General features: G+C 66.6%; 10 protein-coding genes. 4 read left to right on the top strand and 6 right to left on the bottom strand.

Annotation, left to right across the window (positions count from 1 at the left end):
• Positions 1-14: 14 nt before the first annotated feature.
• From U1769_RS22200 to rhmD, 6 genes are all read right to left on the bottom strand, one after another.
• Positions 15-1,607, bottom strand: a complete 1,593-nt coding sequence (locus U1769_RS22200) for a glycoside hydrolase family 43 protein (RefSeq protein ID WP_332720247.1) — start codon at positions 1,605-1,607, stop codon at positions 15-17.
• Positions 1,604-2,656 (bottom strand): L-rhamnose/proton symporter RhaT, encoded by a 1,053-nt coding sequence (gene rhaT / locus U1769_RS22205; protein WP_332720248.1) that lies wholly within the window; start codon positions 2,654-2,656, stop codon positions 1,604-1,606. Before rhaT ends, U1769_RS22200 begins: the two co-directional genes overlap by 4 nt.
• A 177-nt stretch (positions 2,657-2,833) precedes the next feature.
• Positions 2,834-3,724: an amidohydrolase family protein gene (locus tag U1769_RS22210; protein WP_332720249.1), complete on the bottom strand. Its 891-nt coding sequence runs from the start codon at positions 3,722-3,724 to the stop codon at positions 2,834-2,836.
• 56 nt (positions 3,725-3,780) lie between these two features.
• Positions 3,781-4,530 (bottom strand): SDR family NAD(P)-dependent oxidoreductase, encoded by a 750-nt coding sequence (locus U1769_RS22215; protein ID WP_332720250.1) that lies wholly within the window; start codon positions 4,528-4,530, stop codon positions 3,781-3,783.
• Positions 4,527-5,396 (bottom strand): fumarylacetoacetate hydrolase family protein, encoded by an 870-nt coding sequence (locus U1769_RS22220; protein ID WP_332720251.1) that lies wholly within the window; start codon positions 5,394-5,396, stop codon positions 4,527-4,529. Before U1769_RS22220 ends, U1769_RS22215 begins: the two co-directional genes overlap by 4 nt.
• 13 nt (positions 5,397-5,409) lie before the next feature.
• Positions 5,410-6,594: an L-rhamnonate dehydratase gene (gene rhmD, locus U1769_RS22225; RefSeq protein ID WP_332720252.1), complete on the bottom strand. Its 1,185-nt coding sequence runs from the start codon at positions 6,592-6,594 to the stop codon at positions 5,410-5,412.
• A 194-nt stretch (positions 6,595-6,788) separates the two neighbouring features.
• Here rhmD and U1769_RS22230 point away from each other — a divergent pair, with 194 nt between their 5' ends.
• The 4 genes from U1769_RS22230 to U1769_RS22245 are packed head-to-tail and all read left to right on the top strand — an operon-like array spanning position 6,789 to position 12,104.
• Positions 6,789-7,631 carry an IclR family transcriptional regulator gene (locus tag U1769_RS22230; protein WP_332720253.1) on the top strand — a complete coding sequence of 281 codons (843 nt, stop codon included), beginning with the start codon at positions 6,789-6,791 and terminating at the stop codon, positions 7,629-7,631.
• A gap of 9 nt (positions 7,632-7,640) precedes the next feature.
• Positions 7,641-8,402, top strand: a complete 762-nt coding sequence (gene lra1, locus U1769_RS22235) for an L-rhamnose 1-dehydrogenase Lra1 (protein ID WP_332720254.1) — start codon at positions 7,641-7,643, stop codon at positions 8,400-8,402.
• Positions 8,403-8,409: 7 nt separating this feature from the next.
• Complete coding sequence (locus U1769_RS22240) at positions 8,410-9,894, top strand: UxaA family hydrolase (protein ID WP_332720255.1); 1,485 nt, start codon at positions 8,410-8,412, stop codon at positions 9,892-9,894.
• Positions 9,891-12,104 (top strand): hypothetical protein, encoded by a 2,214-nt coding sequence (locus U1769_RS22245; protein WP_332720256.1) that lies wholly within the window; start codon positions 9,891-9,893, stop codon positions 12,102-12,104. Before U1769_RS22240 ends, U1769_RS22245 begins: the two co-directional genes overlap by 4 nt.
• Positions 12,105-12,131 lie beyond the last annotated feature (27 nt).

Raw genomic sequence — 12,131 nt, forward strand, 5'->3', positions numbered from 1 at the left:
CCGATCGTTGCCCGCTACCGTCGCTGCACCCGGAACCAGTCGGCATCGATCCAGCCCGGCGCCTTGCCGGGCGCTCCCCTGGTGAAAGTGAACAGCGCCGGGCGCGATCCCTTCCACCACGAGAAGCGGGCGAGCGGGATGGCGTCGCCCACCCGGACAAAGGCCTTGCCGTCCAGGCTGTAGCTGTAGCGCACGGTCTGCTCGATCCCGACCTCGGCGCGCAGCTCGATCGTCTTCACTGCGATGGCCGGGCCCGCCGTCTCGTCGCCTTCCGAGGCGAGCGTCACGCGCGTCGCGCCTTGCTCGCGCACCACGCCGATCCAGCTCGGGCGCACGCCGAACAGGCTCAGGCCGGCGCGCTGGCCGTCCTTCATGCCCGATATGTCTATCCGCGTGGTGATGCGGCTTGGGCCCTGCAGGATCTGGGTCAGCGTGTTGCGCGCCGTGACGAGATGCTCGGCGCGGCCGGCGATGAGGCGCAGATAGCCGGGGCGCTTCGTGAGGCTCCAGGCCGCATCGTCGGGATTGTGATTCCATTCCCATTGCGGGCCGAGCCGGCGGGCGGAGAACGCGTCCGAATCCTGCAGCCGGTCGCTCGTCGGCGGGCTGTCGGTATCGGGCAGGGCATGAGTCGTGACCGGCTGGCCGCTGGTCTTGCCGGGGATCGCATCGCCCATCACCGGCCAGTCATCGACCCAGGTCACCGGCTGGAGATGGACGATGCGCCCGAAGGCGCCGGTCGAGTTGAAATGGGCGAACCACCCCTGGCCTGACGGCGTCTCGACCCAGCCGCCCTGGTGCGGCCCCTCGAGCTTCGTGCTGCCCTGTTCGAGCACGACGCGCCATTCATAGGGCCCCCGGATGTTGCGCGAGCGCAGCGCGACCTGTGCGCCCTTCTCCACGCCGCCGAACGGCGCGAAGATGTAGTAATAGCCGTTGCGCTTGTAGAATTTCGGGCCTTCGAGGATCGGCAGGTTGATCTTGTCCTCGACGATCACTTCGCCCGCATCGAGCACGCGCTTTCCGTCGGGGCTCATCCGGTGGAGGATCAGCGGCCCGGCGCCGTGGCGCGAATGGACCAGCCAGGCCTGGCCGTCGTCGTCCCAGAAGGGGCAGGGATCCTCCAGCATCTTCTGGTCGATCACCTTGACCGGCGCGCTCCACGGTCCTTCCGCGCGCTTCGCGGTCGCCATGAACACGCCCTCGTCGATCGTCGCCCAATAGACGTAGAACAGGCCCTTGTGATGCCGGATCGACGGCGCCCAGACGCCGCCGCCATAGCGCGTGCCGCCGACCGGTTTGGAAATCTTGTCGGTCAGCGTGTGCGGGCCGGGCATGTCATATTCGGGCGCGAAGGGCAGCTTCGGCAGGACGTGGCCGATGATCGTCCAGTGGACCAGATCGCGCGATTTGAGGATCGGAATGCCGGGCGAGAAATGGAAGCTGGAGGCGATCAGATAATAGTCGCTGCCCACCCGGATCATGTCGGGATCCGAATAATCCGCGAACAGGATCGGGTTGCGATAGGTTGCCTGTTCCGGTGCTGCCGCGCCGGTGAGGGAGGCCAGCAGCCCGGCTGCGGCGAAGGAGAGAAGGGTGCGCCTCATGCCGGCAGGCTGTTGCCATAGCCGATGACGACCGTCGCCAGCACAAGCAGCGCGACGCCGCCCCACACCATCGCGCGCAACCGCGGCGCGGCATCCTTCCATTCGCGGAACAGGAAGCCCCAGATCGTGCCGAAGATGATGATCGAGGCCATGTGCAGCGTCCAGGAGGAGAAGCCGAAACGCCCCATCTGGCTTTCGCCCATGGTGTAGAAGAAGAACTGGAAATACCAGGCCGTGCCGGCAACGGCGCAGAGCAGGAAATTGGCGAGCAAAGGTGCGCCAACTCCCTCGCCCCCGCCGACCCATTGCCCGGCGCTGCGGTTCTTCATGATCAGCCAGGCGCACCAGATCGCGTTGGTGACCAGCCCGCCGAACATGACGAGGCACAGGATTGGCAGGCCGGTCCAGAGCGGCCCGGTGCCGGCCGCGGCGGAGATCGCCTTTATCGGCTCGCCCGCCGCCAGCCCGAAGGCGAAGCAGGAGGACATGATGCCGGAGAAGACCGCGACCGCGATGCCCTTGCGGAAATCGAATTCGGCGACTGCCGCTGCTTTCTGTTCGGCGCTGAGCGCCGCATCCTTGCGCGCGCCGGCCATGGCGACGACGATGATTCCGGCCATGGTGATGGCCAGGCCGAGCAGGATGATGTTGCCGCTAGGCGTGTCGAGCAGCTTGGCGGCGAAATCGCCCTGGAACAGCGGTGGGATCAGCGTGCCGAACACAGTGCACAGGCCCAGCACCACTGCCATGCCGAGCGACAGGCCGAGGTAGCGCATGGTGAGGCCGTAAGTGAGGCCGCCAAAGCCCCAGAGCATGCCGAAGACGATCGGCCAGACGATCACCGGGGTCGGTGCGGCCTGGAGCGTGCCGATCAGGTCGTTGGTCTGGATCGAGGCGAAGAACCACGGCGCGAGCAGCCAGGAGAAGATGCCGCCGGTCAGCCAGTAAATCTCCCACGACCAGCGCTTTACCGAACGATAGGGCACGTAGAAGCTGGCGGAGGAAAGCCCGCCCAGCCAGTGGAAGAGGACGCCGAGCAAGGGGTTCATGAGTTTCTCCCGGTGGCCGGGCTGGCCGATCCATATGTCATCGTCATTCCAACCTTCTTTCTTCCCCGGCGAAGGCCGGGGCCCAGTTGGGAGACAGAAGGGAACGGGTGGTGCATGTCGCCACTAACGTCCCTCAACTGGACCCCGGCCTTCGCCGGGGAAGGAAGAGTGGCGGCCCTAAACATCCAGCCCGAGCCGATAAATCCGGTTGGCATTGCGCGCGAACAGCGCTCGCTGCTCGTCCTCGCCCAGATCAGCGATCGCATCCGCCAGCGCGCCCATGGTCGTATCGAAATCAGCGAAGAGCCGATCCGTCGGGAAATTGCTCGCGATCATCGCGCGGTCGGTGCCGAAGATGTCGATCGCCTCGCGCACCCGGTCGCGCACCACGCCCGTCGTGAAGGGCCGATAGACGAAACCAAGGCCGGAGATCTTGATCGAGACGTGAGGCAATGCCGCAACGGCTTTCATCGCCGCGCGCCAGCTTTCGTCGCCATCGACGCCCATACCGGTGTGGTTGATGATGACCGGCGTCTCGGGATGACGCTCGATCAATCGGGCGAGGCCGGCAAACTGATCGGGATAGGCCTGGAGATCGAACGACAGGCCGTATTTCGCGAGCAGGCCGAAGCCATGCTGCCAGGCTTCGTCGCCGGTGACGTCGCGCGCGGTGTAGGTGCGGTTCGGGTCGCTGTGCCAGTTCACGATATGACGAATGCCGCAGACATTGCGGCGGCGGGCATGGTCGGCCAGCAGCGCCTCGACGCCCGGATCGTCCAGCGCGGCGTTGGCGACGATAGCGTTGGGCATGCCGCGTGCATCCGCCATGGCCTGCAGCCAGTCGGTCTCGGCGAGCGGATCGGCGGCGCCGGCGTCGAGATGGACGATCCCGACGACATTCCAGTGCGCCGCCTCGGCCAGATAGTCGTCGAGCAACTGGTCGCGCGCGATGCCCTGCGTATTGCCGTTCGGTCCGGCGTCACCGAACGGCGGCGACAGCCAGGCATAGCGATCCCGGGACAGGTCCCAGAGATGCACATGGGGGTCGATGAACGGCAGGTCGTGCACTTGATTCCTCTCCTGGCCGCGCCGGCCTTTGCCGGTCGCGGGCTGGCCGATGACGATCAGAAGGTGGTCCGCCCCCCAGAGGTGTCGAAGGTCGCGGCGGTGGTGAAGCTGCACTCCTCGGACGCCATGAAGCAGATCATGGCCGCGGTTTCCTGAACCTCGCCCAGCCGGCCCATCGGGATCTTGCCGAGCATATACTCAACCTGGCTGCGCGGCAGTTGATCGAGGATCGGGCTGTCGAAGGTCGCCGGGGTGATGGTGTTGGCGATCACGCCGCGCGTCGCCAGTTCCTTGCCCAGCGACTTGGTCAGGCCGATCACTGCCGCCTTGGAGGCCGAATAGGCCGAGGCGTTGGGATTGCCCTCCTTGCCGGCGACCGAGGCGACGTTGACGATCCGGCCATAGCCGTTAGCCACCATCGCCGGCACGACTGCGCGGCAGCAATAGAACAGACCGTTGAGATTGACGTCGATCACGCTCAGCCAGCTGTCGATCGGATAGGCATCGACGGGGGCGGTCGCGCCGGTGATGCCGGCGGAGTTGACGAGGATGTCGATCCGCCCGAGCAGTTCGAGGCTTTCAGCCGCGGCGCGCTCGACCGCGGCGTGATCGGTCACGTCGAACGCGATCGCGCCGTCCGCTCCGATATCGGCCTTCGCCTCGTCGAGCGTGGCAGGGTGGAGATCCCACAACACGACTCGTCCGCCCTCGGCGACGATGCGGCGGCCGACTTCGCGGCCCAGCCCCGAGGCGCCGCCGGTGACGATGGCGGTCCGCCCGCTGAACCGGCCCTGATACGGCGTCACGCAGTGGCTCCGTGATCCGGGGTCCAGGCGATCATCTGCTGGCGCTGCTCCCCGAGCTTCTCGATGCCGAGCGTAACCACGTCACCCGCCTTCAGATACCACGGCGCCGGCTTCTGCCCCATGCCAACGCCCTTCGGCGTGCCGGTGGTGATGATGTCGCCGGGTTCGAGCGTCAGGAACTCGCTGACATAGGAGACGAGCTTGGCCACGCCGAAGATCATCGTGCTGCTGCTGCCGTCCTGGACTCGCTTGCCGTTGACCTCCAGCCACATGCCGAGATTCTGCACGTCGCCGACCTCGTCCTTCGTCACCAGCCATGGGCCGACCGGCCCGAACGTGTCACAGCCCTTGCCCTTGTCCCAGGTGCCGCCGCGTTCCATCTGATAGGCGCGCTCCGACACGTCGTTGATCGTGCAATAGCCGGCGACATGATCGAGCGCCGCGTCCTCGGTGACGTAGGAAGCGCGGGTGCCGATGACGACGCCCAGCTCGACTTCCCAGTCGGTCTTCTCGGATCCGCGCGGGATCATCACCGGGTCGTTGGGACCCTGGAGGCAGGAGATCGCCTTGGTGAAGAAGATCGGCTCGGCCGGTTCCGGCAGATTCGATTCGGCGGCATGTTCAGCGAAGTTCAGGCCGATCGCGATGAACTTGCGCGTGCCGGCGACGGGCACGCCGTAGCGCGGCGATCCTTCGACCAGCGGCAGCGATGTCGGATCGATCGCGGCGAGCGCGGCAAGGCTTGCCGGCGCGATTTCGGCGCCGCCGAGATCGGCGACTTGGGCGGAAAGATCGCGGATGCGCCCATCGGCATCGAGCAGACCGGGCTTTTCCTGGCCGACGGGGCCGTAACGCAGCAATTTCATCGAAGGCGTTTCCTCAGTGGGTGTAGGGGCGGTGAAGCGGAACGTCGCGGTTGAGCTCGACGCCGAAGCCCGGTTTATCGAGCGCCGAGGCCCGCATCCGGCCGTTCTCGGGAACCGGTTCGCCGAGCAGTTGCGGGGCGAACATCGGCACGACCTGATCGGCCTGCGGGGCCATCATCAGGAACTCGGCGAACGGGCTGTTATGGCGCGTGATGACGAAGTGGTAGGAATAAACGGACGATCCGTGCGGGACGACGAGCTTGCCCGCCGCATCGGCCAGCGCCGAGATCTTGAGCAGTTCGGTGACGCCGCCGCACCAGCCGACATCGGGCTGGATGATGTCGCAGCAATCCATTTCGAGCAGCATACGAAAGCCCCAGCGCGTCGCCTCATGCTCGCCGGTGGTGACCAGCATGCCCTTGGGCACGTTGCGCTTCAGCTCGGCATAGCCCCAATAATCGTCTGGGCTGATCGCTTCCTCGATCCATTTCAGGCCATGCTCGTGGGCGCGAACGGCGAGGCGGGTGGCGTAATTGACGTCGAGCGCCATCCAGCAATCGAGCATCAGCCAGAAATCGGGCCCGCATTTCGCCCGCATGTCGGCGAGCGCGACGATATTCTTGTCCAGCCCCTCCTCGCCCTCGGCCGGACCGTGGTGGAGCGGCAGCTTGCCGCCGATGAAACCCATCTCCCTGGCAAGGTCGGGCCGCGCGCCGGTCGCGTAGAATTGCAGCTCGTCGCGCACCGCGCCGCCGAGCAGGTGATAGACCGGCTCCTGCCGCAGCTTGCCGAGCAGATCCCACAGGGCAAGATCGACGCCGGAGATGGCGTTCACGACCAGCCCCTTGCGGCCATAATATTGAGTCGAGAAATACATCTGGTCCCAGATCTTCTCATACTCGGTCGGCGAACGGCCTTCGAGGAAGCGGGCGAGATGCTTCTCGACGATAAACGCGGCCGGCTCGCCGCCCGTCGTCACCGCGAAACCGATCGTGCCATCGTCCGCCTCGATCTCCACCACCAGGGTGCCGAGCACATTGATGCCGAAGCTGCGCCGCGACTGGCGATATTCGGGATAGCGGCTCATCGGCGTCGCGATGTGATCGTCGATCCAGTGGCCATCGCCCTGGTCGTGATAATCGGCGCCGCCCCCGCGCAGCACGAAGGCGCGGACATGTTTGATCCGGGGCAGGGTCATACGAACTCCACCGGCGACGAGGGCCGTATATGAGGGCGCGCAGCTACTGGCGCGGACAACGCTATAGGCACGACGTACCAGTATTTGGTACGCAGTTGCGCCGCGCTTGGCGGTTGAGATGGCACGCCAGGCATATCCCCTCTTGGCATTTTACTGCTTGTCAAATTCCATAATATGGGAAAGAATATTATTAGATGAGAAACGCCCCGTCAAATGCTGATTTGCCCGAACCGACGAATGAGTCGGGCGACACCAAATCCCAGCCCGGCAGCCAGACCCTGCTGCGCGGGCTGGATGTGATCGATGCGGTCATCGACGGCCCGATCACGCTGGCAGATCTCGCGGCCAAGCTCGGGTTGACGCGCTCGACCACCCACCGGCTCGCGACGGCGCTGATCGACCGGCGCTACCTGACCTTCGTGCCACGGCTCGGTTATCATTTTGGGCCGAAGCTGCTCGAGCTCGGCTTCCACGCTCAGCAGCAGACCGATCTGGTGCAGGTAGCGCGACCGCATCTCGAGGATCTCGCCGCCGCGACCGAGGACACGGTGCATCTCGGCGTGGTCGACAGCGAGCGCGCACTCTATCTCGACAAGATCCCGGGCCGCCGCCGCGTCGAGATCAGCAGCCGCGTCGGCGACCGCCAGCCGCTGACGTCGACCGGGCTCGGCAAGGCGCTGCTGCTCGATGACGATCCGCGTCACTGGCTCAAGCTGTTCGAGGAGGATCGCGCCAGCGGCGCGCCGCCGGTCGACTACGCGACCTGGGAAGAGCGCATGCGCGGCTATGTCGCCGTCGGCCGGGCGTTCGATCTCGAGGAGAATGAGGATCTGATCCGCTGCGTGGCCGCGCCTATCCGCGGTGTCGGCGGCCAGATCGTCGCGGCGATCAGCGTGTCGAGCGCGGCGCAATATATGGCCGACGACCGGATGCAGGCGCTGTCGGACGAGGTTCGCGCGACCGCGATGGCGGTCAGCCGGGATCTTGGCTGGACTGAAGGCGCCGCTCGCCGCGCAGCGCCCCGGTCGCGTCGATAGGAGAAACAGGTGCTGCTCGAAGGCAAGACGATGCTCGTAACCGGCGGGTCCGCCGGCATCGGCCGCGCAGCGGCGATCGGAGCCGCGCGGCACGGCGCCGACGTCGCGATCAATTTCCTGAACGACGCGGCTGGCGCCGCCAGCTGTGTCGCCGAAATCGAGGCACTCGGCCGCCGCGCCTTTGCCCAGCACGGCGACGTCGCCGATCCGGCAACCGCGACCGACTTCGTGAATGCGGCGGCCGAGGCGCTCGGCAAGGTCGACATCTTCGTCAACAATGCCGGCATCTGCCCGTTCCACGCCTTTCTCGACATGCCGGTCGAGACGTTCGAGCGGACCATGAAGGTCAATCTCCACGGCGCCTATTTCATGGTGCAGGCGGCGGCCAATCGCATGGTCGAGCAGGGCCATGGCGGTGCGATCGTCGCGGTCTCCTCGATCTCGGCGCTGGTCGGCGGCGAATATCAGACGCATTACACGCCGACCAAGGCCGGGGTGCACTCGCTGATGCAGTCGGCGGCGATCGCGCTCGGCCGGCACGGGATCCGCTGCAACTCGGTGCTGCCCGGCACGATCCTGACCGATATCAACAAGGACGATCTCGCCGATCCGGCCAAGCGGACCTATATGGAGGGGCGTATCCCGCTCGGCCGGCTCGGCCAGCCCGACGACCTTGCCGGCCCGATCGTTTTCCTCGCATCCGATCTCGCGAAATACGTCACCGGCGCGGCGCTGCTGGTCGATGGCGGCGCATTCGTGAACCTTCAATAGGCCCGGCATGACCCTTTCCCTGTTCCGTATCCACGCAGACGACAGCGTCGCGACCGCGCTCGAGGACCTGCCGGCGGGCATGGTCGCGACGGTTGGGAATGTCATGGTGACGTTGCCGCAGGCGATCGGGCGCGGCCACAAAGTCGCGTTGCGCGCGATGCAGGCCGGCGATCCGGTGCTGAAGTTCGGCTTCCCGATCGGCGTCGCCACGGCCGAGATCGCGCCCGGCGAGCATGTCCATGTCCATAATGTCTCGACCGCGCTGTCGGCGAGCGGCGATTATGTCTGGCGGCCGCACCTCAATGCGGCGGAGGCCGTGGTGCCGGCGACCGGCTTTGCCGGCTATCGTCGCGCGGATGGCCGGGTCGGCACGCGCAACGAGATCTGGATCATCCCGACCGTCGGCTGTGTCGGGCGGACCGCGCAGAAGATCGCCGAGATTGCCGGACGCCGCCACGCCGGCCGGGTGGATGGCGTGCTGGCGCTGGCGCATCCGTTCGGCTGCTCGCAACTCGGCGACGATCTGGATGGCACGCGTTCCATTCTCGCGGCGCTCGCCACGCATCCCAATGCCGGCGGCGTGCTGCTGGTCGGGCTTGGCTGCGAGTCCAATCAGCTCGATCGCCTCCTGAAGGAAATTGACCCGGCGCTGCACGGCAAGATCCGCAGCGTCGCCGCGCAGTTTGCCGGCGACGAGATCGAGGAAGGCCTTTCGCTGGTCGAAGAGCTGGTCGAGGAGGCCGCCAAGGTAGCGCGGAGCCAGGTGCCGCTGTCGGATCTGGTGCTCGGGGTGAAGTGTGGCGGGTCGGACGGCTTTTCGGGGCTGACCGCCAACCCGCTGGTCGGCCGGATGAGCGATGCAGTGACGGAAGCCGGCGGCACCGCGATCCTGACCGAGATCCCGGAGATATTCGGTGCGGAACAGCTGCTGATGGACCGGGCCGCCGACGAGCAGGTGTTCGACGGCATCGGCGCACTGGTCAACGACTTCAAACGCTATTTCACCGAGCATGGCGAGCCGGTTTCAGAGAACCCCTCACCCGGCAATATCGCGGGCGGCATCACTACGCTGGAGGAGAAATCGCTCGGCGCGGTGCAGAAGGCGGGACATGCGACCGTTACCGATGTGCGCCATTACGGTGAGCGGGTCCGCCGGACCGGGCTAACCCTGCTCGAAGCTCCCGGCAACGATGCGGTCTCCTCGACGGCGCTGACCGCGGCGGGCGCGACGATCATCCTGTTCACCACTGGTCGCGGCACGCCGCTCGGTTTCCCCGCCCCGACGATAAAGATCGCCTCGAACACGCCGCTGGCCGAGCGCAAGCCGAACTGGATCGATTTCGACGCCGGCCAGGTGCTCGAAAAGGGCATGGACGAGGCGGCCGACGCGTTGCTCGATACAATCCGCGCGATCGCCTCGGGCAAGGAGACTGCGTCGGAACGCAATGGTGAGCGCGAGATCGCGATCTGGAAACGGGGCGTCACCTTGTGAGCCTGTTGCGGTTTGCGGTCGTCGCGCTGCTGGTCGTCGGTGCGCCTGTCGCGGGGCAGCCGATCGACCGGCACGCTTTGGTGAAGCGGCATGATGTGACGCTGACCAGGGTCGATCCTCATGCGCCGCTGATGCTGGGCAACGGGAGCATCGGCTTCACCGCCGACATCACTGGCTTGCAGACTTTCCCCGAGCAATATTCCAAAATCGCGCCGCTGCTGACCATGGCGCAATGGGCATGGCACAGCTTCCCGAATCCGCGGGGCTATACGGAGGCGAACGGGCTGGCGCAGGTGCCGGTGCCCGGCGGCGGCACCCAGCCTTATGCGTATATGCGCGATTTCGAAGAGTTGAAGACCAATCCCGCGCTGGTTTGGCTGCGCGAGAATCCGCACCGTTTCTCGCTGGGCCGGATCGCGCTGGCGCTGAAGGGCGGGGACGGGAAGCCGGCCCGGTTCGCGGCGCTGACGGGCATGAAACAGCATCTCGATCTGTGGACCGGAGCGCTGTCCAGCAGCTTCCTGTTCGAGGGCCAGCCGGTCGCGGTGACGACGCGGGTCCATCCCGACCGAGACATGGTGGTGGTCGAGATCCGCTCGCCGCTGGTCGCGGCCGGGCGGCTCGGTGTCGATGTGCGCTATCCGGGCGTGTCGCGCAGCCTCAATCCCGATCCGTCGGACTATGGCGATGGCGCGGCGCGCACGACGACCGTCCTGGCGCGGACTCCGGGTACGCTGACGCTCAGCAACCGGATCGACGGCACCGTCTATTATTCGGCGATTGCCGCGCCGGGCGCATCCGTCACCGTGGCCGGGCCGCATGGCGTCCATGTCGCGGCGCGGCGCGGTGACCGTCTGGTGGTGTTCGTCAGCTTCGACCGGACGCGCAAGGCCGCGCCCCGCGCCGATTATGCCGCGGCCATAGCGGCGGTTTCGCGGCATTGGCGCGATTACTGGTCGAAGGGCGGGATGATCGACTTCACCGGCAGCACCGATCCGCGGGCGCCGGAACTCGAACGGCGCATCGTGCTGTCGCAATATCTCGCCGCCATCAACCAGGCGGGCGACGTGCCGCCGCAGGAGGAGGGGCTGTTCTCGAACAGCTGGAACGGCAAGTTCCACCTCGAGATCCATCCCTGGCATTCAGGCCATTTCGCCACCTGGGGCCGGCCGGCTTTGCTCGAACGATCGCTGGGCTGGTATCTGCAGCAGCTGCCGCAGGCGCGGGCCGAGGCAGCGCGGCACGGCTTGCAGGGCGCGTGGTGGACCAAGATGTCCGGGCCGGAGGGGCGCAACAGCCCGAGCCCGATCAACCCCTTCATCATGTGGCAGCAGCCGCACCCGATCTATCTGGCCGAACTACTTTATCGTGCCCATCCCGGCGCCGCCACCCTGGCGCACTACGGCGAACTGGTCGACCAGACGGCGCGGCTGCTGGCGAGCTGGCCGCGCTGGGATGCGGCGGGCGAGCGCTTCGTGCTCGGACCGCCGATCATCCCGGTGCAGGAGAATCACGATCCGATGACGACGGTGAATCCGGCGTACGAGGTCGAATATTTTCGCTGGGGGCTGCAGACGGCACAGGCCTGGCGCGAGCGGCGCGGGCTGCCGCGCGAGGCGGGCTGGGACAAAGTGATCGAGAAGCTTGGGCCGGTGCCCGAGCGCGGCGGATTGTACCTGCCGGTCGAGACGGAGCCCGATTTCTGGGACAAGGTCTCCTCGGCGGAGTGCCGGCGCAATGCGATCGCGCATGACTGCCTCAACCGCGACCATCCGTCCTTCCTGATGGCGTTCGGCGCGATTGGCGGGGACCGGATCGACCGGGCGACGATGCGGCGCACGCTCGGCGCGGTCGAGGCGAACTGGGACCTGCGCCAGACCTGGGGCTGGGACTATCCGATGATCGCGATGACCGCGGCGCGGCTGGGGGAGCCGGAGAAGGCGATCGACTGGCTGTTCCGGGATACAAGGAACAACCAGTGGGGCGTGAGCGGGATGACGCCGCGGGTCAATCTCGATCCGGCGGCGAAGGGCGGGCCGGACGGGCCGGGCTATAGCCGCGTCGCCGAGACCTATTTTCCCTCCAATGGCGGGCTGTTGCTGGTGGCCGGGATGATGGCGGCCGGGTGGGACGGATCGAGCGGGCCGGCGCCGGGCTTTCCGAAGCGGGGCTGGACGGTGCGGGCCGAGGGCATCAGGCCGCTGCCCTGAGTTTCCGTACACGGGAGCGGGTGTTTC

The organism is Parasphingomonas zepuensis, assembly GCF_036663735.1.
Lineage (GTDB): Bacteria > Pseudomonadota > Alphaproteobacteria > Sphingomonadales > Sphingomonadaceae > Sphingomonas.

What these genes read in the sequence shown, in the direction of transcription:
- U1769_RS22200 (WP_332720247.1), bottom strand. Translation starts at nt 1,607, where the DNA reads ATGAGGCGCACCCTTCTCTCCTTCGCCGCAGCCGGGCTGCTGGCCTCC.
- rhaT (WP_332720248.1), bottom strand. Translation starts at nt 2,656, where the DNA reads ATGAACCCCTTGCTCGGCGTCCTCTTCCACTGGCTGGGCGGGCTTTCC.
- U1769_RS22220 (WP_332720251.1), bottom strand. Translation starts at nt 5,396, where the DNA reads ATGAAATTGCTGCGTTACGGCCCCGTCGGCCAGGAAAAGCCCGGTCTG.
- rhmD (WP_332720252.1), bottom strand. Translation starts at nt 6,594, where the DNA reads ATGACCCTGCCCCGGATCAAACATGTCCGCGCCTTCGTGCTGCGCGGG.
- U1769_RS22230 (WP_332720253.1), top strand. Translation starts at nt 6,789, where the DNA reads ATGAGAAACGCCCCGTCAAATGCTGATTTGCCCGAACCGACGAATGAG.
- U1769_RS22240 (WP_332720255.1), top strand. Translation starts at nt 8,410, where the DNA reads ATGACCCTTTCCCTGTTCCGTATCCACGCAGACGACAGCGTCGCGACC.